This is a genomic window from Kitasatospora purpeofusca, assembly GCF_034043715.1.
GTDB classification, from domain to species: domain Bacteria; phylum Actinomycetota; class Actinomycetes; order Streptomycetales; family Streptomycetaceae; genus Kitasatospora; species Kitasatospora purpeofusca_A.
Genome location: NZ_JAXCLC010000057.1, coordinates 31,945 through 58,493 on the forward strand (window position 1 = coordinate 31,945; position 26,549 = coordinate 58,493).

At 73.5% G+C, this 26,549-nt stretch carries 23 protein-coding genes; 7 read left to right on the forward strand and 16 right to left on the reverse strand.

The features are described from left to right. Positions 1–17: 17 nt before the first annotated feature. Positions 18–1,238 carry a serine hydrolase domain-containing protein gene (locus tag SM793_RS26075; protein ID WP_320440715.1) on the reverse strand — a complete coding sequence of 407 codons (1,221 nt, stop codon included), beginning with the start codon at positions 1,236–1,238 and terminating at the stop codon, positions 18–20. A gap of 72 nt (positions 1,239–1,310) precedes the next feature. On the opposite strand from SM793_RS26075, the gene SM793_RS26080 reads away from it, so the two are divergent. From SM793_RS26080 to SM793_RS26095, 4 genes are all read left to right on the forward strand, one after another. Further along, on the forward strand, positions 1,311–1,820 hold the full coding sequence (locus SM793_RS26080) for an NUDIX hydrolase (RefSeq protein ID WP_320440716.1): 510 nt from the start codon (positions 1,311–1,313) through the stop codon (positions 1,818–1,820). Positions 1,821–2,063: 243 nt separating this feature from the next. Further along, complete coding sequence (locus SM793_RS26085; protein WP_320440735.1) at positions 2,064–2,801, forward strand: TetR/AcrR family transcriptional regulator; 738 nt, start codon at positions 2,064–2,066, stop codon at positions 2,799–2,801. Between the two features lie 181 nt (positions 2,802–2,982). Next, positions 2,983–4,902, forward strand: coding sequence for a hypothetical protein (locus SM793_RS26090; protein ID WP_320440717.1), 1,920 nt, complete (start codon positions 2,983–2,985; stop codon positions 4,900–4,902). 310 nt (positions 4,903–5,212) lie between these two features. Continuing rightward, on the forward strand, positions 5,213–7,525 hold the full coding sequence (locus SM793_RS26095) for a glycoside hydrolase family 18 chitinase (RefSeq protein WP_320440718.1): 2,313 nt from the start codon (positions 5,213–5,215) through the stop codon (positions 7,523–7,525). 77 nt (positions 7,526–7,602) lie between these two features. On the opposite strand, the gene SM793_RS26100 is transcribed toward SM793_RS26095, so the two are convergent. The 11 genes from SM793_RS26100 to SM793_RS26150 form a co-directional block, all read right to left on the reverse strand. Then, positions 7,603–8,310: a spermidine synthase gene (locus tag SM793_RS26100; RefSeq protein ID WP_320440719.1), complete on the reverse strand. Its 708-nt coding sequence runs from the start codon at positions 8,308–8,310 to the stop codon at positions 7,603–7,605. Positions 8,311–8,421: 111 nt separating this feature from the next. Then, a complete protein-coding gene (locus SM793_RS26105) occupies positions 8,422–9,480 on the reverse strand; it encodes a YeiH family protein (RefSeq protein ID WP_320440720.1) in 1,059 nt (352 codons plus the stop codon). Between the two features lie 7 nt (positions 9,481–9,487). Further along, a complete protein-coding gene (locus SM793_RS26110) occupies positions 9,488–10,054 on the reverse strand; it encodes a cysteine dioxygenase family protein (RefSeq protein ID WP_320440721.1) in 567 nt (188 codons plus the stop codon). Positions 10,055–10,175: 121 nt separating this feature from the next. Beyond that, positions 10,176–11,090, reverse strand: a complete 915-nt coding sequence (locus tag SM793_RS26115; RefSeq protein ID WP_320440722.1) for a LysR family transcriptional regulator — start codon at positions 11,088–11,090, stop codon at positions 10,176–10,178. A 141-nt stretch (positions 11,091–11,231) separates the two neighbouring features. Continuing rightward, positions 11,232–12,098, reverse strand: coding sequence for an amino acid ABC transporter permease (locus SM793_RS26120; protein WP_320440723.1), 867 nt, complete (start codon positions 12,096–12,098; stop codon positions 11,232–11,234). After that, a complete protein-coding gene (locus tag SM793_RS26125; protein ID WP_320440724.1) occupies positions 12,095–12,739 on the reverse strand; it encodes an amino acid ABC transporter permease in 645 nt (214 codons plus the stop codon). Before SM793_RS26125 ends, SM793_RS26120 begins: the two co-directional genes overlap by 4 nt. A gap of 14 nt (positions 12,740–12,753) precedes the next feature. Continuing rightward, positions 12,754–13,641, reverse strand: coding sequence for a glutamate ABC transporter substrate-binding protein (locus tag SM793_RS26130; protein ID WP_320440725.1), 888 nt, complete (start codon positions 13,639–13,641; stop codon positions 12,754–12,756). Positions 13,642–13,651: 10 nt separating this feature from the next. Next, a complete protein-coding gene (locus tag SM793_RS26135) occupies positions 13,652–14,371 on the reverse strand; it encodes an amino acid ABC transporter ATP-binding protein (protein WP_320440736.1) in 720 nt (239 codons plus the stop codon). 68 nt (positions 14,372–14,439) lie between these two features. Next, the gene (locus SM793_RS26140) at positions 14,440–14,685 is read right to left on the reverse strand and encodes a LapA family protein (protein ID WP_320440726.1); all 246 of its coding nucleotides are present in this window, start codon (positions 14,683–14,685) and stop codon (positions 14,440–14,442) included. 136 nt (positions 14,686–14,821) lie between these two features. Next, entirely contained in the window at positions 14,822–16,618 is a 1,797-nt protein-coding gene (locus SM793_RS26145) for an ABC transporter ATP-binding protein (RefSeq protein WP_320440727.1), read from the reverse strand. A gap of 91 nt (positions 16,619–16,709) precedes the next feature. After that, a complete protein-coding gene (locus SM793_RS26150; protein WP_320440728.1) occupies positions 16,710–18,515 on the reverse strand; it encodes an ABC transporter ATP-binding protein in 1,806 nt (601 codons plus the stop codon). A 268-nt stretch (positions 18,516–18,783) separates the two neighbouring features. Here SM793_RS26150 and SM793_RS26155 point away from each other — a divergent pair, with 268 nt between their 5' ends. Further along, on the forward strand, positions 18,784–19,647 hold the full coding sequence (locus tag SM793_RS26155) for an aldo/keto reductase (protein WP_320440729.1): 864 nt from the start codon (positions 18,784–18,786) through the stop codon (positions 19,645–19,647). Between the two features lie 329 nt (positions 19,648–19,976). Here the strand turns inward: SM793_RS26155 and SM793_RS26160 are convergent, their stop codons facing one another. Then, entirely contained in the window at positions 19,977–20,873 is an 897-nt protein-coding gene (locus tag SM793_RS26160) for a MarR family winged helix-turn-helix transcriptional regulator (protein ID WP_051742929.1), read from the reverse strand. 516 nt (positions 20,874–21,389) lie between these two features. On the opposite strand from SM793_RS26160, the gene fabG reads away from it, so the two are divergent. Further along, positions 21,390–22,157, forward strand: coding sequence for a 3-oxoacyl-ACP reductase FabG (gene fabG / locus SM793_RS26165; RefSeq protein WP_320440730.1), 768 nt, complete (start codon positions 21,390–21,392; stop codon positions 22,155–22,157). Between the two features lie 260 nt (positions 22,158–22,417). On the opposite strand, the gene SM793_RS26170 is transcribed toward fabG, so the two are convergent. Then, positions 22,418–22,606: an I78 family peptidase inhibitor gene (locus SM793_RS26170; RefSeq protein WP_320440731.1), complete on the reverse strand. Its 189-nt coding sequence runs from the start codon at positions 22,604–22,606 to the stop codon at positions 22,418–22,420. An 88-nt stretch (positions 22,607–22,694) separates the two neighbouring features. Between SM793_RS26170 and SM793_RS26175 the strand changes: the two genes are divergently transcribed. Further along, a complete protein-coding gene (locus SM793_RS26175; RefSeq protein ID WP_320440732.1) occupies positions 22,695–22,967 on the forward strand; it encodes a DUF6343 family protein in 273 nt (90 codons plus the stop codon). A gap of 67 nt (positions 22,968–23,034) precedes the next feature. Here the strand turns inward: SM793_RS26175 and SM793_RS26180 are convergent, their stop codons facing one another. Together SM793_RS26180 and dxs are read right to left on the reverse strand one after the other, a co-directional pair. Further along, positions 23,035–24,465, reverse strand: a complete 1,431-nt coding sequence (locus SM793_RS26180; protein WP_320440733.1) for an aspartate aminotransferase family protein — start codon at positions 24,463–24,465, stop codon at positions 23,035–23,037. Beyond that, positions 24,455–26,455: a 1-deoxy-D-xylulose-5-phosphate synthase gene (dxs, locus tag SM793_RS26185; protein ID WP_320440734.1), complete on the reverse strand. Its 2,001-nt coding sequence runs from the start codon at positions 26,453–26,455 to the stop codon at positions 24,455–24,457. Before dxs ends, SM793_RS26180 begins: the two co-directional genes overlap by 11 nt. Positions 26,456–26,549 lie beyond the last annotated feature (94 nt).

Below are 26,549 nucleotides of genomic sequence, written 5' to 3' on the forward strand. Positions count from 1 at the left end.
GGGACGGCCGGGGCGGGTCAGGACACCCCGAGCGACTCCCGCACCGCCCGGACCAGCGCGCGGGAGCGGACGTCCCCGGTGACCCCGGGCTGCATGCCGTTGGTGACGTAGCCGAAGCCGATCCCGAGCCCGGGATCGGCGAAGCCCAGCGAACCGCCCCGGCCGGGGTGCCCGAAGCTGGCCGGCGAGGCCATCAGCGCGGTCGTGCTGTGCCGGAAGAAACCCAGCCCGAACGTCGAGTTGACGATCAGTACCCGGTCCGGGCCGCTCACCGCCAGCCCGACCGCGCGGGCCAGCACCTCCGGGCCGAGCAGCGGCGGCAGCGTCCCGCCGCCGCTGCCGTACCGGTCCGCCGCACCGATCAGCGCCGCGTAGAACCGCGCCACCGAGCGCGCGGTGCCGATCCCGCCCGCGCCGGGGATCTCGGCGGCCTGCACCGCCGGGTCGTTGAGGTCCACCCCGGGACGCACCGAGGCGAAGGCCCGCGCGGTCAGCGAGGACGGGTCCTGGTAGGCGTCCCGGACCGACTGCTTGGGCCGCAGCCGCAGGCCGCTCGGCCCGGTCCTGGCCGACGCCGGCGCGGGCAGGTCGACCAGCCGGCCGACCCGGGGCGCGGCGCCGGACGGCAGCCCGATCCACAGGTCCAGGCCGAGCGGCCGGGCGATCTCCTCGGCGAAGTACTGACCGACGGTCCGTCCGGCGACCCGGCGCACCACCTCGCCGACCAGCCAGCCGAATGTGTACGGGTGGTAGCCGTGCGCGGTCCCCGGCTCCCAGGCGGGCCGCTGGGAGGCCACCGCGGCGGCGGCCCGCTCCCAAGTCAGGACGTCCTCCAGCCGTAGCGGCACGTCCAGCGCGGGCACGCCCGCCTGGTGCGACAGCAGCCAGCGCACCGGCACCCCGCCCTTGCCGGCCGCCGCGAACTCCGGCCAGTAGGAGGCGACCGGGGCGTCGAGGTCCAGCTGCCCGCGCTCGGCGAGCAGCAGCGCGGTGGTCGCCGTCAGGCCCTTGGTGACCGACCGCAGCACCTGCGCGGTGTCGGCCGTCCACGGCACCGCCGGCGCGGGCCGGCCGCCGACCTCCGGCCGGGCGTCGCCGCCCCAGAGGTCGACCACCTTCCGGCCCCGGACGTACAGCGCGAACGCCGCGCCGAGTTCGCCGTGCTCCCGGAAGTTGCGGGCGAAGGCCGCCCGCACCGGCTCGAAGCCCTCGGCCGTCTCGCCCCAGATCTCCACCACCGCGCGCCTCCCTCGTCCCTCTTGTCTCGTTCGTGTGTCCGTGAATCGCCCGGAAACCCTAACCTGTCGGTCATGACCAACCCTGCCGAAGAGCTGCTGGACGTCGTCGACGAGCACGACCGGGTGATCGGGACCGCGACGCGCGGGGAGGTGTACCGGCGGGGGCTGCTGCACCGGTGCGTCTTCGTCCTGGTCCGCGACCCGGCCGGGCGGATCTTCGTGCACCGGCGCACCGACACCAAGCTGTTCGCCCCGGGTGCCCACGACATGTTCGTCGGCGGCGTGGTGGGCGCCGGCGAGACGTACGAGGAGGCCGCCGTCCGGGAGGCCGAGGAGGAACTGGGCGTGACCGGGATCGTCCCGCGCCCGCTGTTCCGCTTCGTCTTCCGGGGCGACGGCCTCTCCTGGTGGTCCGATGTGCACGAGGCCGAGTGGGACGGCCCGGTGGACCCGCAGGAGTCCGAGGTGGCCTGGCACACCTGGCTCACCCCGGCGGAGCTGGCCGAACGGCTGGCCCGCGACGAGTTCGTCCCGGACGGCCGTGAGGCGTACCGCCGCTACCTGGAGCACCACCGGTCCTGACCGGGCCCGACCCGGGCCGATAGGGTGGCGCGCATGGCATCCCGCACGCCGTCGGCCCCCTTCTCCGCGCCCGCGCACGGCGACCGTCCGGAGCGCACCGGGCGGCCCGCGCGGACAGGACCGCCGGATGCGGCGGACGAGACGGGCTCGACGGGCGCGACCGACGAGGCGGGCGCGGCAGGCAGGACGGGCAGGACGGGCAAAGCGGACGAGACGGGCAAGGCCGGGCGGCCGCGCCGGCGGTTGAGCGTCGACGAGCGGCGCGAGCAGCTGATCGCCGTCGCCCTGGAGCTGTTCAGCCACCGCCCGCCCGAGGAGGTGTCGATCGACGACATCGCCGCCGCCGCGGGCGCCTCCCGCCCGCTGGTCTACCACTACTTCCCGGGCAAGCAGGCGATCTACGAGGAGTCGCTGCGGCGGGCCGGCCGGGAGCTGTCCGCCCGGTTCGAGGAGCCGGCCGACGGCCCGCTGTCCGAGCGGCTGTACCGGGTGATGGGCCGCTACCTGGACTTCGTGCAGAGCCACGGCCCCGGCTTCGCCGCACTGCTGCGCGGCGGCTCGGTGACCGCCAGCACCAACACCTCGGCGGTGATCGACGAGGTCCGGAAGGCCGCGCACGAGCAGATCCTCGGCCACCTGGCGCTCCCCTCACCCAGTCCGGGGCTGCGGCTGACCGTCCGGGCCTGGATCGCCAACGCCGAGATCACCTCGCTGGAGTGGCTGACCGACCGCTCGGTGCCGCTGGAGGAGCTGCAGCTGCACCTGGTGCAGGAGTTCGTCGCCTCGCTCGCCCTGACCGCCGCCCGGGAGCCCGCGCTGGCCGCCGAGCTGGCCGGCTTCTTCGCCGGGGAGCGGCCGGACGGCCCGACCGGGAAGCTGGTCCGCGACCTCGCTGGCCTGCTGGCCGTCCCCGGCCTGGCCGACACCCTCGCCGTCCTGGCCGTCCCGCCGGCCCCGGAGGAGCCCCGGGAGCGGGCCTGAGTACAGCCCGGAGCGCGGGCCGGAGCGCGGGCCTGTTTGCGGGCCGCACAACGGGCCGCCGGTTCTGCCGCGTCGGCGGCCTCTGATAGGAATGTGCACGGATCCGACGGCCCGCCGGGCACCCCTCGGGCCGGGATCCGGACCAGCGAACGCACAGCGAGCAGAGCGGGGGGCTCAACAGTTGACCCAGGACGGCCAGTTCAGCGCGGAGGCGACTCCCTTCGCGGCGGCGGAGCGGGTCTCCGCGACGCTCGGCAGCCTCACCGACGCGCTCTTCGACACCCGCGCCTCGCGCCACCCCGCGGCCGTGCTGACGGCGCTGCGGTCCGTCGCGCACCCGGCCGCCGAGGCCCTGTTCCAGCTGCCGCTGGCGCCCAACGGCCCGGTGCACACCGCCGTCGGCCGGCTCGGCACCGTGGTCACCGCCGGCACCGCCCGCCCCGGCAGCGGCGCCGCGCTCGCCCCGCTGGCGATCGGCGGGCTGCTGGCCCGCTACGGCGCCGCCGGCCCGGTCCGAGGCACGGCCGGCGGCTCCCCGGAGGCCCTCACCGCCGGGCACTTCGGCCTCCCGGTGACCGGCGAGCCCGCCGACCCCAAGCTCCGCCCCGCGTTCGCCGCGCCGCTGGCCGCCCTCGCGGCCGGGCAGCAGACCCGGCAGCCGGTCGAGCTGCCGACCGGGGCGGGCGCCGAGGTCCGGCTGGTCGTCCCGCCCGGCTTCCACGCCCTCACCGCGCCCGGCGGCCCGCCCGGGGTCTCCGCCCGCACGGTGTCCACCGGCCCCGTGGACGGCATTCCGGCCGGCCGCGGGATCGCCCCCGCCACCGGCGCGGCCGCCGCCGAGCTGACGGCCCACCTGGCCGAGACCGCCGAGGAGCTGTTCGGCGGCACCGCCCCGGCCGACCGCCGCGAGTTCGCACTGATCGCCGCCGCCCTGGCCGACGTCGTCACCGCCTCCGGCGCCGTCTACGCGGGGGTCGCGGCCGTCCAGGCCGAGGGCAGGGCGGCCGACGCGACGCTGGTCGTCTCGCTGGCCCGCCACCCGCTGCCGATCACCGGCCTGGCCACCGAGCTCGCCACCGTGCGGCGGCACGCCGAGGTGTGGACGGTGCTGCTGCCCGCCGGGCCGGCGGCCGTGCTGGTCGAGGGCCGCAGTGTGCCCGTCCCGGGCCCGCTGGCCGCCGACGGGGTGCGCCGCTGGGCCGTCACCTCGGTGGTCGAGGCGTTCGTCCCGCTGCCGGACGGCGCCTCGGTGCTCTGCGTCCAGCTGACCACCGCGCAGCCGCAGGACTGGGAGCTGTACACGGACGTCTTCGCCGAGCTGTTGAAGTCCGTGCAGTTCGGCTGGGACGGCGTCCCCGCCTCTCCGGCCGCGCCGCTGCCCGCCGCCCCGCTGCCGGCCGCCACCGTGCTCCTCGTTCCGGCCCCCGAACCGGCGCCGGCCGCGTACCCGGCCCCCGTCGCGGCGCCGCCGATGCCCGCGACGGCCCCGCCGTCGCCTCCCGTCACCGACCTGCCGCCCGTCACCGACCTGCCCCGGGTTGCGGCCACCGCTGGACCCGGATCCGCCGCCGGACCCGGATCCACCGCCGAGGACGAGGCCGCCGAACTCCCGGTGCACCTGCGCGGCACCCCGGTCCGCGTCCCCCCGGCCGACTTCAACCCCTTCGCCCCGGTCGCCGACCCGACCCCGGCGCAGCCGATCCTGGTCCCCGAGGACGCGCCCGCCGCGCCGGCCGCGCCCAAGGGCACGCCCGTGATGGTGCCCCCGCCGGACTTCGACCCCTTCGGCATCCTCGGCACCCCCGCCGCCGCGCCCGCCACCGAGAGCGCGGAGCCCCCCAAGGGCACGCCCGTGATGGTGCCGCCCCCGGACTTCGACCCCTTCGGCATCCTCGGCACGCCCGCCGCGACACCTCCGGCCGCCGCACCGCCGGCCACCGCGCCCCAGCCCGTCGCCGCCCCCGACCCCTTCGGTACCGTGACCGCCGCCGAGCGGGCGGCCGACCCGTTCGGCACGACCGTGCCCGGCCCGCAGTCCGCCCCGCCGCCGCCGAGCGCCCCGCCGAGCGTCCCCGCGCCGGAGCGCGACCCCTTCGGCTGAGCCGTACCGCGCCCCGCCGCCCCGCCCCGACCCGTGCGCACCCGCACCGGCCCGCCCTTCCACCGGCGGGCCGGGCGGGCACGCGCGCCCTCCGTCATGCCCACGACCAGCAACTGGTACAGACCTATTGCCAGTTGCCGGTCCGCTCCCTACCCTCGGCACAGGATCCTCCGTGGCACCCCGACGGCCCGAGGACCGGTTCCGCGCCACCCCCATGGCCCGGAGCACACCGCTCCACGCACCTGACACCTCCCCACGGGTAACGGGGCGTCCGGGCCTGCCCCGGGACCCCAGGACAGGAGCCACATCCATGCGCAGACGTCGGATCAGCCTGCCGCTACTGGCAGCAGGGACCCTGCTCGTCCCGGTCCTCGCCGCCGCCCTCCCCGCCACCATGGCCAGCGCCGCGGCCGAGCGCGCCGCCGCCCCGGCCGCCGAGGCCGCCGCCGGGTCCGTCACCGCGGCCTTCGCCAAGGGCAGCGACTGGAGCACCGGCTACGAGGGCAGTTACACCATCACCAACGGCTCCACCGCCGCGGTCAACGGCTGGACCCTGGAGTTCGACCTCCCGACCGGCAACACCGTGGCCGGCCTCTGGAACGCCGGCTACACCACCTCGGGCTCCCACGTCACGGTGAAGAACCCCGGCTGGGCCGCGACCCTGCCGGCCGGCGGCACCTACAACGTCGGCTTCAACATCGCCTACTCCGGCAGCTACCAGCCGCTGAACAACTGCAAGGTCAACGGACAGCCTTGCGACGGCAGCGGCAGCGGCAGCGACCAGACCGCGCCGACCGTCCCCGGCAACCTCAGGACCGGCACCGTCACCCAGACCTCGGTCGACCTGTCCTGGACCGCCAGCACCGACAACGTGGCCGTCACCGGCTACGACGTCTTCCAGGGCGGCACCAAGGTGGCCACCGCCGACGGCGCCACCACCGCCGTCACGGTGCAGGGCCTGACCGCCGGCACCGCCTACCAGTTCACCGTCCAGGCCTTCGACGCGGCGGGCAACCGCTCCGCGGCGGCCGGCCCGGTGAGCGCCACCACCAGTCCCCCGGTCGAGGACCGCGAGGCGCCCAGCACGCCGGGCACCCCCGCGGTGACCGGCTCGGACGCCAACTCCGTCTCGCTGAGCTGGGCCCCGAGCACCGACAACGTCGGCGTCACCGCCTACGACGTGTACAACGGCACCGCACTGGCCGTGACCGTGACCGCCCCCGCCGCGACCGTCGGCAGCCTGGCGCCGGACACCTCGTACACCTTCACCGTCAAGGCCCGCGACGCGGCCGGCAACGTCTCGCCCGCCTCCGGCCCGGCCACCGGGAAGACCAAGCCCGGCGGCAGCAACCCGGCCACGATGAAGATCGGCTACTTCACCCAGTGGAGCATCTACGCCCGGGGCTACAGCGTGAAGCAGCTCGACACCTCGGGCTCGGCCGGCCGGCTCACCACGCTCAACTACGCCTTCGCCAACATCCACCCGAGCACCAAGCAGTGCTTCATCACCAACAAGGCGGCCGGTCCGGACAACGACCCGAACGCGGGCGACGGCGCCGGTGACGCCTGGGCCGACTTCGGCAAGGGCTGGGACGCGGGCAGCTCGGTGGCCGGGACCACCGACACCTGGGACCAGAAGCTGGCCGGCAACTTCAACCAGCTGAAGCAGCTCAAGGCCAAGTACCCCAACCTCAAGATGCAGATCTCGCTGGGCGGTTGGTCGTACAGCAAGTGGTTCTCCGACGCGGCGGCCACTGACGCCTCCCGCAAGGCGCTGGTCAGCTCCTGCATCGACATGTACATCAAGGGCAACCTGCCGGTGATCGACGGCCGCGGCGGCGCGGGCAGCGCGGCGGGCATCTTCGAGGGCATCGACCTCGACTGGGAGTGGCCGAACTCCGACGGGCACACCGGGAACATCTTCCGGCCCGCCGACAAGGCCAACTACACCCTGCTGGCCCAGGAGTTCCGCCGCCAGCTGGACGCCCTCGGCGCCACCACCGGCAAGCACTACACGCTGAGTGCCTTCCTCCCGGCCGACCCGGCGAAGGTCGCCGCCGGCATCGACGTACCCGGCCTGTTCGGCGCCTTCGACTTCGCCACCATCCAGGGCTACGACTACCACGGCGGCTGGGAGATGGTCACCAACCAGCAGTCCGCGATCAAGGTCGCGGCGGGCGACCCGAACCCGCCGGCCCGGCAGTTCAGCTCCGAGATCGCGATCGGCGCGTACGTCTCCGGCGGCGCCCCGAAGAGCAAGCTCACGCTGGGCATCCCGTTCTACGGCCGCGGCTGGACGGGCGTTCCGCGCGGCACCACCAACGGCCTCTTCCAGACCGCGACGGGCCCCGGCCCGGGTACCTACGAGGCCGGCTTCGAGGACTACAAGAAGCTCAAGCAGATGGCCGCCGGCGGTGGTTACACCATCTACCGGGACCCGGTCGCCGGGTACGCCTACATCTACAACGGCTCGGTGTTCTACTCCTACGACGACCCGACCGAGATCGCCCGCAAGACCGCCTGGATCAAGTCCCAGGGGCTGGCCGGCGCGATGATCTGGGCCTTCGACGGTGACACGCCGAACGGCGAGCTGATGGCCGCGGTGGACAACGGCCTCAAGTAGCCCCGTCCGTCGACACCCCGTCCGTTGACACCCCGTCCGTCCGTGCCCTGACCGTCACACCCTGGCCCGCCCCGCGCTCACCGCGCGCGGCGGGCCAGGTGCACGACGTCGGGAACACCCCGGGCGACCTCGATCTCGTGGGTCACCACGTCGGAGAAGCCGGCCGCCCGCAGTTCCTCCTCGAAGGCCGGCGACGGCCGGGCACTCCAGACCGCCAGCACCCCGCCCGGCTCCAGCCGGTGGCGCAGCACCGCCAGTCCGTCCGCGCCGTACAGTCCGGCGTTGCCGTCGGTGACGGTCCAGTCGGGCCCGTTGTCGATGTCCAGGCACAGCGCGTCGTAACGGGCGCCGTCGGCCCCGGCCAGGTACTCCAGCAGGTCGGTGTGCAGCACCTCGACCCGCTCGTCCCCCAGCGCCCCGGCGGAGAACTCGGCCAGCGGTCCGGCGCGGTGCCAGTCGATGATCGCGCTCTCGCGCTCCACGACCGCGATCCGGCCCCAGCGCGGCTCGGCCGCCGCGTGCGCCAGCGAGAACCCCACCCCGAGTCCGCCGATCAGCAGGGACGGCCGCGCCACCGGCCCGGTCCGGTCCAGCTCCTCCAGCGCCACCGCGATCAGCAGCCGCTCGGAGCGCCCGTCGGCGGTGTCCATCAGGAAGCAGCCGTTGGCGATGATCTCGTAGTCCTGCCCGCGCCGGCGCAGCGCCACTTCCCCGAACGGACCCTCGCGCCGGTCCAGCGTGACGACGGCGGCGGAGCCGTCCCGTGCGGGCAGAGCGCTGTACATACGGCGGGTTCCTCCACGGAGGCGGGGGCTCGGACACTCGGGACGGCCTCCACTCCTGGGGCCGGACCACCCGCCCGACGATAACCCAGCCGGCTCCGGCGGGCGCCCGATTTACGTGGTGATCAGCACTCCGGCGTACGACACTCCCGCCACCACCAGCCAGGAGCCGAGCCCGAGCAGGGCGATCCGGCCGCCGGTGCGCACCATGCTCGGCAGGTGCACGGCGCTGCCGAGGCCGAACAGGGCGGCCGCGAGCAGCAGTTCCTGGGTGTCCCCGGCGAGCGCGAGGGTCCGCTCGGGCAGTACCCCGGTGGTGCGCAGCACGATCATGGCCAGGAACCCGGCGACGAACAGCGGGAGCAGCGGCGGCCGCTTGCCGGCGGTCGGCGCGGTGCCGGCCCTCCGGTGCGAGCGCCGGACGGCGACGGCGACCCCGGCGACCAGCGGTGCCAGCAGGACCACCCGCATCAGTTTGACCAGCACCGCCTCGCGGAGCGCGCCCGTGCCGCCGGTCTGGGCGGTGGCGACCACCTGCCCGACGTCGTGGACGCTGGCGCCGACCCAGCGCCCGAAGCCGCCGGCGTCGAGCCCGAGCGGCTGCTGGAGCAGTGGCAGGACGGCGATCGCCAGCGTCCCGCAGAGGGTGACCAGGGCGACGGAGGCGGCGACGTCCTCCTCCTCGCTGCCGGCGGCCTGGCTGACCGCGCCGATCGCCGAGGCGCCGCAGATCGAGTAGCCGGTGGCGACCAGCAGCGGCTGGTCGCCGGGCAGTCCCAGCCGCCGCCCGAGCCAGAGGGTGCCGGTGAAGGTGGCGCCGACCACGGTGAGCACCATGGCGACGGTGGCCCAGCCGAGGCCGAGCACGTCGTCGAGGCTCAGTTTGAGGCCGAGCAGCACGATGCCGATCCGCATCAGCCGTTTGCCGGCCATGGAGAGCCCGGGCCGGGCGACGCCGCGGACCACCGGTCGCAGACCGGGCAGGTGGCCGGCGGCGATGCCGAGCACGACGGCGGCGGTGAGCTTGGGCACGGCGGGGACGGCCTGGTGGACTGCGATCGCGGCGGCCACGCCGAGCACCGCGAGCAGCAGGCCGGGGGCGTCGCCGCCGAGTGGGGGCAGGATGCGGGTGCGGACCGGCCGCACCCGGCGGTCCCGGAGGGTCAGCGCCATGCGGGGCTCACCGCTGTTCCCCGGCGGGCAGCCGGTAGACGCGCCGGATGCTGGTGCCGAGCTTGGCGATGTCGGCGCCGTACACGTGGACGGAGATGGCGGTGGAGCCGCACGCGTTGCGGACCAGGTGGATGTCGCCGGGCGGGGCGAACGCGGCGACGGTGCCGGCCGGGCCGACCACGTGCTCGGTCTCCACCAGGTGGGCGGTGCGTCCGTCGGACACCAGCCGGTACCGGGTCTCGCTCTCCTGGCCCTGGTGGACGCCGGCCACGCACCAGGAGACGTGGTCGTGGATCGGGGTGCGCTGGCCGGGCAGCCAGACCAGTGCGACCACCGAGAAGGAGCCGTCCTCCTCGGCGTGGAGGACGTGCTGGCGGTAGCGGTCCGGGTCGCCCTCGCGCTGCTCGGCGGTGAGCAGCTCGCTGTCACCGAGGTGCGGGGCGAGGCGCTCGCCGACCAGGTAGGCGGTGAGTTCCGGCGGCAGGCCGCGGTCCACCACGGCGCGGATCTCGCCGACGAGAGCGGTCATCCGCTCGGTGAGCCGGCCGCTGCCGACCGTGGCTGACGTTGTCATGACGGTAGCGTCGCCCCGCGCGACCTATCACGTCCAAGGAGGGTTCTTTCACCCTCCCCCAACGATTACTTATTGGTCGGGCTCCCGGGGACCGACCTGGTCCGACGCCCGGTCGCCCGGATCAGCATCCGACGCGGGCCGCCGCGGCCTGCCGCAGCTGGTCGAGCACCAGGGCGGTGGCGGGGATCCGCCGGTGCTCGCGCAGCACGTACGCGCTGACCTGCCGCCGCAGATGCGGCTCCACGGCCCGGCCGGTGACCTTGCGGTGGCACATGAAGGAGAGCACCAGCGCGGGCATCAGCGCGATCCCGACCCCGGCGGCGACCAGGCTCTGCACCGCGAGGTTGTCGTCGGTGGAGAACACGATGTCCGGCGCGAAGCCCTCCTCCGCGCAGACGTGCAGCAGGTTGGCCCGGCAGCGCGGGCAGCCGGCGATCCACCGTTCGCCGTCGAGGTCGGCGAGCCGGACGGCGTGCCGGCGGCCGAGCGGATGGCCGACCGGCAGCAGCACCGTCAGCAGGTCCTCCATCAGCGGGATCTCGTCCAGCTCCGGCGGCACCTCCGTCGGCGCGCCGGGGTAGCGGAAGGCCAGCGCGATGTCGCACTCGCCGCGCAGCAGCCGCTGCACGGAGTCGGGCGGCTCGGCCTCCAGCAGTTCGACCCGGACGCCCGGGTGCTCGGCGAGCAGCCTGGCCATGGTCTCGGGTATCAGGGTGGCGTTGGCACTCGGGAACGCGCAGACCCGGACGCGTCCGGCGCGCAGCCGGGCCAGCGCGGCCAGCTGCTGCTGGGCGGCGGAGAGGCTGCCGAGGATCTGCTCGGCGTGCCGGGAGAGCGCCTCGCCCGCCTCGGTGAGCCGCAGTCCGCGTCCGGCCCGGGTGAACAGCGGCAGGCCGACGCTGCGCTCCAGGGCCTTCATCTGCTGGGTGATGGCGGGCTGGGTGTAGCCGAGTTCGCGGGCCGCCGCCGAATAGGAGCCGGCCCGGACGACCTCGTGGAAGGTCCGGATGTGCCGCGAGTCGAATACCGGCTCCACTGTGCCTCCGCCCGGCCGCCGTTCCCATGCCCGGCAATCATAAGCAGAGTTTGGAGTTGTCGAGCCGACCCTCGCTCGCACCTATGGTTCACTCCGGGAACGGCCGCCCCTCGTACCCCCGGCGACCGGGCCGCGCGGTCATCACTGCGCGGTCGGCGGCAGCCCCATCGCCACCCCGGCACTGGCCACCGGCGCCCCGCCCCGCATGCTCGGCCGGCGCCGGCTCTGCCGCTCGACCCATCGCGCGAACCAGGAGAGCAGCAGGCACATGCCGATGTAGATCGGCGCGATCACCATCACCACCGGGATGAACGGCAGGTCGTAGTCCAGGTTGGTGGCGATCAGCTTGCCCGCGTGCAGGAACTCCTCGTAGGTGATCAGGAAGCCCAGCGAGGTGTCCTTGAGCGCCACCACCAGCTGGCTGATGATGGCCGGCAGCATCGCCCGGTTGGCCTGCGGCACCAGCACGTACGCCATGACCTGGGTCTTGCGCATGCCGAGCGCGAAGGCCGCCTCCTTCTGCCCCTTGGGCACCGCCAGCACGCCGGCGCGGAACACCTCGGCCAGCACCGAGCCGTTGTAGAGCACCAGTCCCGCCACCAGCGCCCAGAGCGGGGCGACCTTGAGCGCGACGAAGATGAAGAAGATCATCACCAGCACCGGCATGGCCCGGAAGAACTCCACCACCAGCGTGGACAGCATCCGCACCGGCCGGTGGTCGGAGAGCCGCCCGGCGGCGAACAGCGCGCCGAACGGCAGCGCGAACAGCACCGTCCAGCCGAAGGCCTTGAGGGTGTTGCCGAGCCCGCGCAGCAGCAGCTCCTGGACGCCCTTGTACTCGAAGGCCATCCATTTGGACTCGGTGAACTGCTGGGTGTGGAAGAGCATGTAGACGATCCAGCCGACCAGCGCGGCGATCGCCAGCAGCGCGATCCCGCCGTACAGCCGGTGCCGGGCGAGCGCCTTCGGCCCGGGGATGTCGTAGAGCGCCGAGGATTCCACCGTCATCGCGACACCGCCAGTCGTCGTTCCAGCAGATTGAACACGGCGCTGACGGCCAGGGTGATGATCAGGTAGCCGACGGCGATCCAGACGAAGGTCCAGACGATGCTGTAACCCAGCTCGTTGATGGTCCGGTAGGTGCCGAGCAGCTCGGTGACGCTGAACGAGCCCGCGATGGCGGTGTTCTTCGCCAGCGCGATCATCACGCTGCCGATCGGGGAAACCACCGACCGGTACGCCTGCGGCAGCACCACCAGCCCCATCGTCTGGCCGAAGGTCATACCCAGGCTGCGCGCCGCCTCGCCCTGGCCGACCGGCACGGTGTTCACGCCCGCGCGCATCGCCTCGCAGACGAAGGCCGAGGTGTAGCAGCCGAGCGCGAGCACCGCGAAGGTGAAGAACGGCAGGGTGATGTCGAAGCGCGGCAGGCCCAGCACCACGATGAAGAACAGCAGGGTGAGCGGGGTGTTGCGCAGCAGCGTCACCCAGACGGTGCCGAACACCCGCAGCGGCTTCACCGGCGAGACCCGGAAGCTCGCGATCAGCACCCCGAGCACCAGGGCCAGCACCGCGCTCACGGCGAAGAGCGAGAGGGTCCCGAGGAAGCCCTCCCAGTAGATCGACCAGTTGTCGGTCAGCGTTTTCACAGGCCGGCCCTCCCTCAGTACCGGTCGATCGGTGGCGGGGTGGGCGCGGGGATCCCGGACAGGCCGAGGGTCGCGTCGTACGCCTTCTTCCAGTCGCCGTTCGCCTCGTGGCGCGCCAGCGCGTCGTTGAGCGCGCCGCGCAGCACGGTGTCGTTCCGGGGTGTGCCGATGCCGTACGGCTCCTGGGAGAACAGCGGGCCGACCACCTTGAGCTCGTCCGGCGCCTTGGCCGCGTAGCCCATGAGGATGGTGTTGTCCGTGGTGACGACGTCCACCTGGGAGGTGATCAGGTTGTCCACGCAGGCCGAGTAGGTGTCGTAGCCGATCAGCTTCGCCTTCGGGTACTGCTTCTGGATCCGCTGGTACGGGGTGGAGCCGGCCGCCGAGCAGACCTTCTTGCCGTCCAGGTCCTGCGGCCCGTTGATGTCCTTGTTGCTCTTGCCCACCAGCAGCGACTGCCCGGCCAGGTAGTACGGCCCGGCGAAGCCGACCAGCTTCTTGCGGTTGTCGTTGATGGTGTAGGTGCCGACGTAGTAGTCGACCTGGCCGTTCTGCAGCGCGGTCTCGCGGTTGGCCGAGGCGATGGTGCGGAACTCGATCCGGTCCGGGCCGAAGCCCAGGTCGGCGCCGAGCATCCTGGCGATCTCGATGTCGAAGCCGGAGTACTCGCCGCTGGCCGGGTTCTTCTGGCCGAGGTAGGGCTGGTCCTCCTTGGCGCCGACCACCAGGTACCCCCGGGCCCGGGCGCCGTCCAGGGTCGGTGAGCCGGTGACCGGGCTGCCGGTCGCCACCTGGTAGCTGGGCAGCGCGCTGGGCTGCGGCCCCTTGGGCGGCGGGGTGCCGGGTTTGCCGCAGCCGGCCAGCAGCAGGGCCGCGGCCAGCAGGGTGACGGTCTTCTTCACGGGCCGGGCCTCAGTGCTTAAGGATCTTGGAGAGGAAGTCCCGGGCGCGCTCGCTCTCCGGGGCGCCGAAGAACTCCTCCGGCGCGCGGTCCTCGACGATCCGGCCGTCCGCCATGAAGACCACCCGGTTGGCGGCGGAGCGGGCGAAGCCCATCTCGTGGGTCACCACGACCATGGTCATGCCCTCGTTCGCCAGCCGGCGCATCACGTCCAGCACCTCGTTGATCATCTCGGGGTCCAGCGCCGAGGTCGGCTCGTCGAAGAGCAACGCCTTCGGGTCCATCGCCAGCGCCCGGGCGATCGCCACCCGCTGCTGCTGGCCCCCGGAGAGCTGGGCCGGGTACTTGTCCGCCTGGTCGGCCAGCCCGACCCGCTCCAACAGCGCCCGGGACTTGGCGTCCGCCTCGGCCCTGGGCCGCCCGCGCACCTTGATCTGCGCCAGCGAGACGTTCTGGAGGACGGTCCGGTGGGCGAACAGGTTGAAGGACTGGAACACCATCCCGACCTCGGCCCGCAGCCGGGCCAGCCCCTTGCCCTCCTCGGGCAGCGGCCGGCCGTCGATCAGGATGGTCCCGGACTCGATCGGCTCGAGCCGGTTGACGGCCCGGCAGAGCGTGGACTTCCCGGAGCCGGAGGGCCCGATCACCACCACGACCTCGCCGCGGCCGATCGTCAGCTCGATGTCCTGGAGTACGTGCAGCGCGCCGAAGTGCTTGTTGACCCCGCGCATCTCGATCAGCGGGGTGAAGCCGCCGGGGCCGGGCGCCGGTCCGGGCCCGGTCGGCGGCTCGGCGGTGCTCACCGTCCGCGCCGCCCCTTCAACAGCCAGCCGAGCGCCCCGCCGGCGATGAGGGTGCCCAGCAGGGCGATCCAGAGCGGAGCGGTCACGGTGAAGACCCAGAACTGGATCTGCACCTTGTCGAGGTTGGCGAAGAGGAACCACACCGCGAGGACGACGATGACGCCGATCCCGATGTACCGGGTGGGAATCCCACCGATCTCGCTGCGCTTGGTGCCGGAGGAGCCGTCCGAAATCTTGGTCACCCGTGCAGTCTGCGGGCGAATGGGACGGTTTGCCCGGCCCCGCGCCCGGGAGTAACCCGCACGGGGCAACCGCTCCCCGCGCCGGGCCACCTCCCGTCACCCTCCGTCATGCCCTGTCATGCGCTGTCATGCGCTGTCATGCCCCGTCAGCGGAACGATCTCCCCCCTCGTCCCGCCAGGAGCGCCACAGCGCCGCGTACGGACCGCCGGCCGCCACCAGCTCCGGGTGGCTGCCGTACTCGCTGATCCGCCCGTCCTCGACCACCGCGATCACGTCCGCGTCGTGCGCGGTGTGCAGCCGGTGCGCGATGGCGATCACCGTCCGGCCCTCCAGCACCCGGGCGAGCGAACGCTCCAGGTGCCGCGCCGCCCGCGGGTCGAGCAGCGAGGTGGCCTCGTCCAGCACCAGGGTGTGCGGATCCGCCAGCACCAGCCGGGCCAGCGCCAGCTGCTGGGCCTGCGGAGGCGTCAGCGCGGCGCCCCCGGAGCCGACCTCGGTGTCGAGACCGGCCGACAGCGCGTCCACCCACTCCCCGGCGTCCACCGCGTCCAGCGCCCCGCGCAGCTCGGCGTCGTCCGCCCCGGGCGCGGCCAGCAGCAGGTTGTCCCGGAGCGTCCCGACGAACACGTGGTGCTCCTGGTTGACCAGTGCCACCTCGGAGCGCACCCGCTCGGCCGGCATCCGGGAGAGCGCCGCCCCGCCGAGGGTCACACTGCCCCGGCCCGGGGCGTAGATCCCGGCCAGCAGCCGGCCCAGCGTGGACTTGCCGGCCCCGGACGGCCCGACCAGGGCCACCCGGCTGCCGGGGGCGACATCGAGGCTTATGCCGTGCAGTACGTCGGCGCCCTCCCGGTAGCCGAAGCGCACGTCCCGCGCCTCGACCCGCCGCCCGCTCGGCCGGGCCTCGTCGTCGTTCTCCGCCGCCGGCACCTCGTGCACGCCGACCAGCCGGGCCAGCGAAGCCTGTCCGATCTGGAGCTCGTCGTACCACCGCAGGATCAGATCGACCGGGGCCACCAGCGCCTGCGCGTACAGCACCCCGGTGGTCAGCTGGCCGACGGAGATCCAGCCCCGCAGCGCGAACAAGCCGCCGAGCAGCAGCGGACCGAGTACCGCCAGGGTGTACACCGCGTCGATGGTCGGGAACCACGCCGAGCGCAACCAGAGGGTGTACCGCTCCCAGGCGATCCACTCCGCCAGCTTGCGATCGGTCAGCCGGACCCGCTGCTCGCCGAGCCGCAGCGCCTCCACCGTCCGGCCCGCGTCCACCGTCTCGGCCAGCACGGAGTTCACCGCCGCGTACCCGGCGGACTCGTTCCGGTAGGACTGCGGGGCACGCCGAAAGTACCAGCGGGAGGAGGCCAGCAGCAACGGCAGGCCGAGCACCGAGGTGAGTGCGAGCAGCGGCGAGGTGACCACCAGCGCGCCGAGGACCAGCAGCAGCGAGACGATCGCCACCGCCAGCTCCGGCACCGCCTCACGCACCGACTTGTCCAGCCGGTCGATGTCGGTGGTGCCGCGGGAGACCAGGTCACCCGTCCCGGCCCGCTCCAGCACACCGGTCGGCAGCGCCACCGAGCGGACCAGGAAGTCCTCCCGGAGGTCGGCCAGCACCCGCTCGCCGAGCACGGCGCCACGCAGCCGCGACCACCAGGTGAACGCGGACTGCACCGCCAGTGCGAGCAGGTACCAGGCCACGGCCACCGTGATGGTGGACCCGGCGGTGCCGGTGGCCAGCGACTCGACCAGCGTGCCGAGCACCCACGGCCCGACCAGCCCGGCCACGGTGGCCACCGTGTGCAGCCCGACCACCGCCGAGAACGCACCGCGGTGACGCCGGGCCAGCACCCGGAGGTAGCCGCGCACGGCGGCCGGGGAGCCGACCGGCAGCGTGGTGGCCGGCCCCTGCTCCTGCTGGACGGGGGGCTTCATGCGTCACTCCTCGGCTCGGACGGGATCGGACGGTTCCACCGGGGCGCGGCGTCGGGGCGCGCACCGGCCGGCCCGGACGGGCGGCGGCGCCTCATGACCGCCCCACCCGCGCCGGCACCTCGGCCACCGGCCCGACCGGCGCCGGCTCCTCCTCGCGGGTCACCACCGCCCGGTAGGCCGGCTCGCCGCGCATCAGCTCGCGGTGCGAGCCGCTCGCGACCACCCGGCCGTCCCGGACCAGTACCACCCGGTCCGCCCGGTCGAGCAGCAGCGGGCTGGTCGCGAGGACCACCGTGGTGCGCCCCTCGCGGTTCTTCCGCAGCCCGGCGGCGATCCGGGACTCGGTGTGCGCGTCGACCGCGCTGGTCGGCTCGTCCAGCACCAGGACCGGCGGGTCGGCCAGCAGCGCACGGGCCAGCGCCAGCCGCTGACGCTGGCCGCCGGAGAGCGAGCGCCCCCGCTCGGTGATCTCCGCCCCCATCGCCTCGCCGCGGCCCGTCAGGCCCGCCGAGCCGGCCACCAGGGCGTCGAGCACGTCCTCCGCACGGGCGGCAGCGAGCGCCTCGGCGGGCTCGACCCGGCCGGAGGCGGGGATGTCGAACAGCGCCGCCAGGGTGCCGGAGAGCAGCACCGGCTCCTTGTCGTGCACCAGCACAGCGGCCCGCGCCTCGGCCAGCGGGACGGTGTCCAGCTCGACCCCGCCGAGCCGGACCGAGGGCTCCGGCCGCCCGCCCTCGGCCACCGGGACGTGCCCGCCGAGCCGCTCGGCCAGCGCGCCGGCGAAGTCCGGGTCGCCGCAGACCACCGCGGTCAGCTCCCCGGCCCGGACGGTCAGCCCGGTGACCGGGTCGTACAGGTCGGAACGCGCCGGATCCGCGAGCCCGCCGGTCCCGGCGCCGTCGGTCCGGGTGAGCGAGAGCACCCGGACGGCCCGCCCGGCCGAGACCCTGGCGACGCTCCAGGCGTGCGCCGCCTCGCCGAGGATCCGCAGCGGCGCGGCCAGGAAGGCCGTGGCGCCGTAGACCGCGACCAGGGTGCCGATCGAGATCCGCCCCTCGGCCGCCTGCCGGGCGCCGTACCAGGTGATCCCGACCACGAACAGCCCGGGCAGCAGCACCTGCTGGGCCTGCATCAGGGACCAGATCCGGGCCGAGCGGACGGCGGCCGCGCGGACCTTCTGCGAGGCCGCCCGGTAGCGGTCGAGGAAGAGTTCCTCGCCGCCGATGCCGCGCAGCACCCGGAGTCCGGCCACCGTGTCGGCGGCCAGCTCGGTCGCCTTGCCGCCGAGTGCGCGCTGCTCGGTGTAGCGGCGCTCGAACGGCCCCAGCAGCGGCCAGACCGAGGCGGCGAGCACCGGCACGCCCAGCAGCACGGCCAGCCCGAGCACCGGTTCGGTGGCCAGCACCGCGGCGCTCACCCCCAGCCAGACGACGATCGCCCCGCGCAGCCGGGCGACGAGCTCGACGTACCAGCCGATCTTCTCGACATCCCCGCTGCCGACGGCGACGATCTCGCCGGTGGCGATCCGCCGGGACAGCCCGGAGCCGAGGTGGGAGGCCTGACGGGCCACCAGCTGCCGGACCTGGCAGGCGGCGTGGATCCAGTTCCAGACCGCCTGACGGTGCAGCAGGACGGTGCCGACCGCGGAGACCGCCGCCAGCGCCAGGGCGAGCGCCCCGGCCCGCCACAGGGCGCCGGAGTCCCCGTCGACGACGGCCTGGACACCGAGGCCGACCGGTAGCGGCAGGGCCGCCTGGCAGCCCATCTCCAGCAGCGACCAGCAGGTGGCGAGCACCTGCCCGCGCCGCTGGCCGCGCTGGAGCCAGCGCAGGAACCCGAGCGGGGAGGAGAGTTCCGGACGGCCGGGATCGGCCAGCGGGAGGTTTTTGAGCAGCATGACACTCCGTTGGAGGCGGCGCGGGCGGAGGGCGAGGGAGAGGCCGGTAGGGTCACGGCCGTGGGTCGGTCAGGAGGTCATGGCAGCGAGACTGCCAACCCGGATGTGATCTGCGCAACAGGTTTTCCGCCCGCCGAACCACCCCGTAGGCTGCTGCAAGCGCCGGTAGCGCGCGTCGGAAAATTTCTCCGGGACCGGGGAACAAATCCGGCGACCCCACCGGTTGCCCCCTAGGAACCGTGGACGACCAGGAGAGGGCACTCCTTCCGTGAGCAACATCCCGAGCCTCGAGCTCAACGACGGCAACCTCATCCCCCAGCTCGGCTTCGGGGTCTGGCAGGTGCCGGACGCGGAGGCCACCGCCGCCGTCCGCGCCGCGATCGAGGCGGGTTACCGCTCCATCGACACCGCCGCGATCTACGAGAACGAGACCGGCACCGGCAAGGCCGTCGGCGAGGCGCTGGCCGGCGGCATCGCCCGCGAGGACCTCTACATCACCACCAAGCTGTGGAACTCCGGCACCCGTGACTGGTCCGGCGAGCAGGGCCGCGACGCGGTGCTGCGCGAGTTCGACGCCTCCCTGGACCGGCTCGGCCTGGAGTACCTCGACCTCTACCTGATCCACTGGCCGCGCCCCATGCACGGCAGCTACACGAACGTCTGGAAGGCCCTGGAGCGGCTGCGCGCGGACGGCCGGGTCAGGTCGGTCGGCGTCTCCAACTTCGGCACCGAGCAGCTCACCCGGTTGGCCGAGGAGTCCTCGCTCGTCCCGGTGCTGAACCAGGTCGAGCTGCACCCGTACTTCCCGCAGGAGGAGCTGCGCGCCTTCCACGCCGAGCACGGCATCGCCACCGAGGCGTGGAGCCCGCTCGGCCAGGGCAAGGACCTCCTCGCCGAGCCGGCCCTGGTCCGGATCGCCGAGAAGCACGGGCGCACCGTCGCCCAGGTGGTGCTCCGCTGGCACCTGCAGAGCGGCATCATCGCGATCCCGAAGTCGGTCACCCCCTCGCGGATCAAGGAGAACCTCGACGTCGCCGGCTTCGAGCTGGACGCCGAGGACCTCGCCGCGATCGCCGGGGTCGCCACCGGCACCCGGATCGGCCCGGACCCGCAGGGCTTCGACTGGAACTGACCGGACCGGCGGCCCCGCCCGGCGGCCCGAGCGCCTGACTGCCTGCTGCCCGGCTGCCCGAGCACCTGACTGCCCGGCTGCCCGAGCACCTGACCGGCTGACCGGCTGACCGGCTGACCGGCTGACCGGCTGACCGGCTGACCGGGCGTCAACGGCGAAGGCCGCCCTCCCGTATCGGGGGGGGCGGCCTTCGCCGTAGTGACCCGCGAACCGTCACCGGTCCGGGGCCGACGGCCCACGGTCGAGGACGGTCGGCCGACGGGTGAGCGCCGGACGACCGCGGAGCGACCGGATGGCGAATCGTTTTGCCGGACGGCCGAGGCGTTCGCCTACAGCCGCGCCGCCTTGGCGATCAGCGCGAGCGCCGCCTCGTGCTCGTGCTCCTCCAGCGGAGCCAGCAGCAACCGCTGGACCTGGGCCACGCCCGCGGACGAGCGGTGCAGCAGGTCCTGACCCGCCGGCGAGAGCGACAGCAGGTTGCGCCGCCCGTCCGAGGGGTCGCGGCGACGCTGGACCAGGCCGCGCCGGACCAGCCGGCTGACCATCTCCGCCATCGTGGCCTTGTCCAGCGAAGCGAGCTCGCCCACCGTGCGCTGGTCGGCGCCCGGCTCCAGTTCGAGCGCGTCCAGCACCGCGTACTGCGGCGCCGTCAGCTCCGAACCGACGTGCTCCGACCAGAGCTTGGTGTGCACCTGCTGGCTCACCCTGATCAGGTAGCCGATCGCCCTCTGGGCGTCCAGCATCGGTCGCGCGTCCGTCAGGACGGCGACCTGGGCCGGCTCCAGTCTGGCTATCTTGGCCATCACACGGACGATCTCCAGCTGCTCCTCCGACGTGAGCGGCTCGAAGAGTGTGCGCTGCACACGGACCACTCCGCCGGTGGCCTCGCGGACAGCCTGGGCCCCGCTCTGCGAGAGAGCGAGCAGCTTGCGCCGGCCGTCGGCCGGGTCTCGGCGCCGCAGCACCAGGCCGCGCCGGACCAGCCGGGCGACCATCTCGGCCATTGTGGCCTTGTCGAGCGAGGCACGCTCGCCGACGGTCCGCTGGTCAGCGCCCGGTTCGAGGGCGAGAACCAACAGGACCGCGAACTGCGGGGCCGTGAGATCAGCCCCGACATGTTCGGACCACAGTCGAGTGTGGACCTGCTGTGCAACGCGGATGAGGTGTCCGGGCGACTGCTGCAGTCGCGCGGACACGCGGGTCGTCGGGATCTCCCCCAGCACCATGTATCCGTCCCGATGTCACACCCGGTGTGTGTGGGACACCCGGGTGGGGCAGTAACGGCGAGTGGGCGTCCCGCTGTGAGGGAGGGCGCTCCAGCCGTGCAGCCGGTGGCTGCTGGCGGACACTATACAAACGGCAGGCCCTCGCTGGCAGGCAGGGGCGGATAGTAGACGCAGGTTCGGCAACATTGGCATATTTACTCGCCGCGCCGACCCGCCGGTAACCCGTTCGCAGGAGAAAGCCGACCGGTCGGTCCTTACCCTCGGTCACCTGCGCCTTCGCCCTGGCCGCGCTCCCTACCCGCCGGTAGGGTATGGCCACCCGAGCGGATCCGCGCTCCGGATCGGCCCGGTGGAACCCGGGAGCCCGCCGTACGGTTCCTGGGAGTTCCCTGAGTACCGCGTTCCGGAACGGAACCGCGTCCCACCGGTCACCGGGGTGACCCCCGGGCGACACCCGAGCGACATCCACGGACTCGCCACGACGTCCGCGGACCTCCGAGAGAGACGAGACCGAGCATGACCGAGCAGACCACCGCCCCGCGGGTCGCCGTCGTCACCGGCGCCGCCCGTGGCCTGGGCGCCGCCACCGCCGTCCGCCTGGCCGCCGACGGTTATGCCGTCGCCGTGCTCGACCTGGAGGAGTCGGCCGGCCGGGAGACCGTCGAGCGGATCACCGCCGCGGGCGGGCGGGCCCTCGCGGTCGGCGCGGACGTCTCCGACGCCGCCCAGGTGCAGGCCGCGGTCGACCGGATCGCCGCCGAGCTCGGCGCCCCGGTCGTCCTCGTGAACAACGCCGGCGTACTGCGGGACAATCTGATCTTCAAGATGACCGAATCCGACTGGGACACGGTCATGAACGTGCATCTGCGCGGCGCGTTCCTGATGACCCGGGCGGTCCAGAAGTACATGGTCGACGCCGGTTTCGGACGGATCGTCAACCTCTCCTCCTCCTCGGCCCAGGGCAACCGGGGCCAGGCCAACTACTCGGCCGCCAAGGCCGGCCTGCAGGGCTTCACCAAGACCCTGGCCATCGAGCTCGGCAAGTTCGGCATCACCGCCAACGCGGTCGCCCCGGGCTTCATCGCCACCGACATGACGGCCGCCACCGCGGCCCGGGTGGGCATGGGCTTCGAGGAGTTCAAGGCCGCCGCCGCCACCCAGATCCCGGTGCGGCGTGTGGGCGAGCCGGAGGACGTGGCGAACGCCATCTCCTTCTTCGCCGGCGAGGGCGCCGGCTTCGTCTCCGGTCAGGTGGTCTACGTGGCCGGCGGCCCCCTCGACTGAACCCGCGAACCTACGCAGGGTTACCACGGGGTGGGAACCGGCGCGGCCGGTCTCCCGCCCCGTGCTTTTTGCCTGAATTTGGGAAAAGGCACACGAACGCCATACGGACATTCGATCCGAAAACGTCTCCGGGGCATCCCGGAACAGCCTCGGGCGATCGGAGAACGCCTCTGCCGGGGAATTCCGAATGACGCCGGGAATGCCCCGGGACCATGCGCACGGTCACCGCCGGATCACCCACGAAAAGACACGAGTGACAGCTAGCCCTCCCAGCTGCGCACCACCACTCCGTCGCGCACCGCGAGGTTGAGCCGCCCCTCCCGGTGGTCCATCGTCATCGCCGCGCCCTGCGGCAGCACCCGCACCGAGGCCCACCCGTGCCGGCGGGCCAACTCCTCGGCCCGCTCGACCCGCAGCCCCGCGTAACCCTCGGCATCCGTGTCCGTCATCGCCCCTCCCCGGTTCGCCCAGCGGACGTACGCTGGAATCGTAGACCCGAACCGGCGAGGACCGGAGAGGACCGGGAGGTGACCGCGGATGCGTGCCACGACCCCGCGCCGGTGGCGCAGCGGCACCGAACCGGCCACCGCCCGCAGCGACCTCAAACTGCGCTACCTGCTCTCGCTGACATTCACCCCGCTGTTCGCGCTGGCCACCGTGGGGTTCGCGGTCTGGGCCGCGAACGCGCCCGAATCGGGTGCGCCGAGCCGCGGCACCCTCATCGGCTTCGCGGTGGCCTGCGGAATCCTCACCCTGTTCGCCGCCGTCGATCTCGTCATCGTGGTCCGGCGCCGCCGGACCGAGCTCTGATCCGCCGCCTCCCGCGGGGTGGGAACCCGGCGACCGCCCCCACCCCGCGAAAAGCGTCCGCGCGGACTCAGCGGCCGCCGACCGCCTGCTTCACCAGCGTGCGCCCGAAGTCCCACATCAGGCCGCTCCCCCGGTGCGCGTCCTCCATCACCTCGGTGAACGCCTCCACGAACCGGTCCACGTCCCGCTCGGTGATGATCAGCGGCGGAATCAGCTTGATCACCTCCAGATGGTCCCCGGACACCTGGGTGAGGATCCGATGCCGCTGGAGCAGCGGCACCACCACCATCTGGGCGAACAGCCCCTTGCGGGCCGCCTGCAGGGCCGTCCAGCCGGTCCGCAGCTTGAGCGACTTCGGTCGCCCGAACTCGATCCCGATCATCAGCCCGCGCCCCCGCACCTCGGCGAGCAGCTCGTACCGGTCGACCAGCGCGGTCAGCCGCGCCCGGAAGTAGTCGCCCACCTTGCGGGCGTTCTCCACCACCTGCTCGTCCCGGATCACCTCCAGGGTCGCCAGACCGGCCGCCATCGCCTGGGCGTTGGAACCGAAGCTGGCCGAGTGCACCAGCACCCGGTCCATCGAGGAGTACACCTTCTCGAAGATCCAGCCCTTGCCGAGGGTCGCCCCGACGGGCACATAGCCCCCGGAGAGCGCCTTGGCCGCGCACACCAGGTCCGGCAGCACGCCGTCCTCGTCCTGGTAGGCGAAGAACTCGCCGGTGCGCCCGATCCCGGTCTGCACCTCGTCGCAGATCAGCAGCGCCTTGTGCTCGTGCAGCAGGTCCTGGGCGGCCCGCAGCCAGCCGGGCGGCGGCGCCTGCACGCCCTTGCCCTGGATCGGCTCGACGATCAGCGCCGCGACGTCACCCCGCTTGAGCTCCTTGGCCAGCGCCCCGAGATCGCCGAGCGGGATCGCGGTGTCCGGCAGCAGCGGGTCGAAGCCCTTGCGGAAGCCGTTCTCGCCGTTCACCGACAGGGAGCCGGTGGTCAGCCCGTGGAAGGCGTGGTCCGCGTACAGGATCCGGCGGCGGCCGGTGGCGTAGCGGGCGAACTTGAGCGCCGTCTCGACCGCCTCGGTGCCGCTGTTGCCGAAGAACACCCGGTCCAGCCCGGGCGTGTACGACAGCAGCCGCTCGGCGAGCAGGCCCGGCAGCGGCGAGCAGTCGAAGCGGACCAGGTCCGGCAGGTCGAGGTCCATCACCTGCTGGACGGCCGAGCGGACCACCGGGTGGTGGCGGCCCAGCGCGAAGATGCCGAAGCCGGCCAGCATGTCGAGGTACTCGTTGCCCTCGGCGTCGTAGAAGTACTGGCCCCGGGCCCGCTCGTAGTACTTGTCGAAGCCGATGGTGTGCAGCATCCGGGTCAGCTGCGGATTCAGGTAGCGGCTCTGCAGCTCGTACCGTTCCCTGCCCCGCTCGGCGAGCAGGGCGGCCAGGTCGAAGCCCGGCGCGGTGCGGTCGGGCTGCTGGGCGGTACGGTCGTCGGGGTCAGCCGGCATGGCGCTGCTTCGCTCCTCGGTTCGGAAGGTCCCGGTTCGGAAGGTCCCGGTCCAGTCGTTCCCGGCCCGGACGCTCCCGACCCGGACGCTCCCGCCCGGGCAGCCCTCCGGCCGGAAGCAGGTGCTTCGCGAAGGCCGCGGTCTGGGCGGCGACCCCGGTACCGGTCAGCCCGGTCTCCTCCAGGATCTCCCCGCGCGCGGCGTGCCCGAGGAACTCCTGCGGCAGGCCCAGCACCCGCACCGGGACGTCCACGTCGGCGTCCCGCAGCGCCTGGGCGATCGCCGCGCCGACGCCGCCGACGCGGCCGTTGTCCTCGACCGTGACCACCAGCCGGTGCCGGGCGGCGAGCTCCGGCATGGCGGGGTCGACCGGCTTGACCCAGCGCGGGTCGACCACGGTCGCGGTGAACCCCTCGGCGAGCAGCAGCCGGGCCGCGTCCAGCCCGGCGGCGGCCGTGGTGCCGACGGTGACCAGCAGGATCTCCGGCAGCTCCCCGGTGCGCAGCAGCACGTCCACGCCGCCGACCCGCTCGACCGCGGGGACGGCCGGGCCGATGGTCGCCTTGGGGAAGCGCACCACGGTCGGGGCGTCGGCGACGTCCACCGCCTCGCGCAGCTGGGCGCGCAGTTCGTCGGCGTCGCGCGGGGCGGCGAGCCGCAGCCCGGGGACGACCTGGAGGATCGACATGTCCCACATGCCGTTGTGCGAGGCGCCGTCCGGGCCGGTCACTCCGGAGCGGTCCAGGACGAAGGTGACGCCCAGCCGGTGCAGGGCGACGTCCATCAGCACCTGGTCGAAGGCCCGGTTGAGGAAGGTCGCGTAGACCGCCACCACGGGGTGCAGTCCACCGGTGGCCAGACCGGCCGCGCTGGTGACGGCGTGCTGCTCGGCGATACCGACGTCGAAGGTGCGCTCCGGGTACGCCTTCGCGAACTTCGCCAGGCCCACCGGCTGGAGCATCGCGGCGGTGATCGCCACCACGTCCGGCCGTTCGGCGCCGACGGCCAGCAGCTCGTCGCCGAACACCGAGGTCCAGGAGACGCCGTTGCTGGGCGAGATCGGCAGGCAGGTGTAGGGGTCGATCGGGTTGACGGCGTGGAAGCGGTCCGCCTCGTCCTGCTCGGCGGGCCGGTAGCCGCGGCCCTTGACGGTGAGGCAGTGCACGATGACCGGGCCGCCGAAGTTCCGGGCCTTGCCGAGCGCGGACTCCAGCGCGTCGAGGTCGTGGCCGTCGATCGGACCGAGGTACTTGAGCCCGAGGTCCTCGAACATGCCCTGCGGCGCGAAGGCGTCCTTGAAGCCCTTCTTGGCGCCGTGCAGCGCGTCGAAGATCGGCTGGCCGACCACCGGGGTGCGCTGCAGGGTGCCCTTGCCCCAGGAGAGGAAGCGCTCGTAGCCCTGGGTGGTGCGCAGGGTGGCGAGGTGGTTGGCCAGGCCGCCGATGGTGCGGGCGTAGGAGCGCTCGTTGTCGTTGACGACGATGACCAGCGGCCGGTCCTTGGCGGCGGCGATGTTGTTGAGCGCCTCCCAGGCGAGGCCGCCGGTGAGCGCGCCGTCGCCGATCACCGCGACGGTGTGCCGGTCGTGCTGGCCGAGCAGTTGGGCGGCCTTGGCCAGGCCGTCGGCGTAGGAGAGCGCGGTCGAGGCGTGCGAGTTCTCGACCAGGTCGTGTTCGGACTCGGCCCGCGAGGGGTAGCCGGAGAGTCCGCCCTTCGTCCGCAGGCCCGAGAAGTCCTGGCGGCCGGTGAGCAGCTTGTGGACGTAGCTCTGGTGGCCGGTGTCCCAGACGATCCGGTCGTGCGGGGAGTCGAAGGCCCGGTGCAGGGCGATGGTCAGCTCGACCACGCCGAGGTTGGGGCCGAGATGGCCGCCGGTCCGGGTGACGGCGTCGATCAGGAACTCCCGGATCTCGCCGGCGAGCCGGGGCAGCTCGGCGGCCGGGAGGGCTCTCAGGTCCGCCGGGGATGTGACGCTGGAGAGCAGCGACATGGCTTTCACCTCACGACTCGGAGCGGTGCGGTGGTACCCCCGCGGTCGGGCCGCGGCCTCGCGGGGTGGGGGTCCGGCCCGGGTTCGGGCCCGG

Bases quoted from the DNA above. Each gene is read 5' to 3' on its own strand.
- SM793_RS26080 (WP_320440716.1), top strand. From the start codon at position 1,311: ATGACCAACCCTGCCGAAGAGCTGCTGGACGTCGTCGACGAGCACGAC.
- SM793_RS26095 (WP_320440718.1), top strand. From the start codon at position 5,213: ATGCGCAGACGTCGGATCAGCCTGCCGCTACTGGCAGCAGGGACCCTG.
- SM793_RS26100 (WP_320440719.1), bottom strand. From the start codon at position 8,310: ATGTACAGCGCTCTGCCCGCACGGGACGGCTCCGCCGCCGTCGTCACG.
- SM793_RS26105 (WP_320440720.1), bottom strand. From the start codon at position 9,480: ATGGCGCTGACCCTCCGGGACCGCCGGGTGCGGCCGGTCCGCACCCGC.
- SM793_RS26110 (WP_320440721.1), bottom strand. From the start codon at position 10,054: ATGACAACGTCAGCCACGGTCGGCAGCGGCCGGCTCACCGAGCGGATG.
- SM793_RS26120 (WP_320440723.1), bottom strand. From the start codon at position 12,098: ATGACGGTGGAATCCTCGGCGCTCTACGACATCCCCGGGCCGAAGGCG.
- SM793_RS26135 (WP_320440736.1), bottom strand. From the start codon at position 14,371: ATGCGCGGGGTCAACAAGCACTTCGGCGCGCTGCACGTACTCCAGGAC.
- SM793_RS26145 (WP_320440727.1), bottom strand. From the start codon at position 16,618: ATGAAGCCCCCCGTCCAGCAGGAGCAGGGGCCGGCCACCACGCTGCCG.
- SM793_RS26150 (WP_320440728.1), bottom strand. From the start codon at position 18,515: ATGCTGCTCAAAAACCTCCCGCTGGCCGATCCCGGCCGTCCGGAACTC.
- SM793_RS26160 (WP_051742929.1), bottom strand. From the start codon at position 20,873: ATGGTGCTGGGGGAGATCCCGACGACCCGCGTGTCCGCGCGACTGCAG.
- fabG (WP_320440730.1), top strand. From the start codon at position 21,390: ATGACCGAGCAGACCACCGCCCCGCGGGTCGCCGTCGTCACCGGCGCC.
- SM793_RS26170 (WP_320440731.1), bottom strand. From the start codon at position 22,606: ATGACGGACACGGATGCCGAGGGTTACGCGGGGCTGCGGGTCGAGCGG.
- SM793_RS26175 (WP_320440732.1), top strand. From the start codon at position 22,695: ATGCGTGCCACGACCCCGCGCCGGTGGCGCAGCGGCACCGAACCGGCC.
- SM793_RS26180 (WP_320440733.1), bottom strand. From the start codon at position 24,465: ATGCCGGCTGACCCCGACGACCGTACCGCCCAGCAGCCCGACCGCACC.
- dxs (WP_320440734.1), bottom strand. From the start codon at position 26,455: ATGTCGCTGCTCTCCAGCGTCACATCCCCGGCGGACCTGAGAGCCCTC.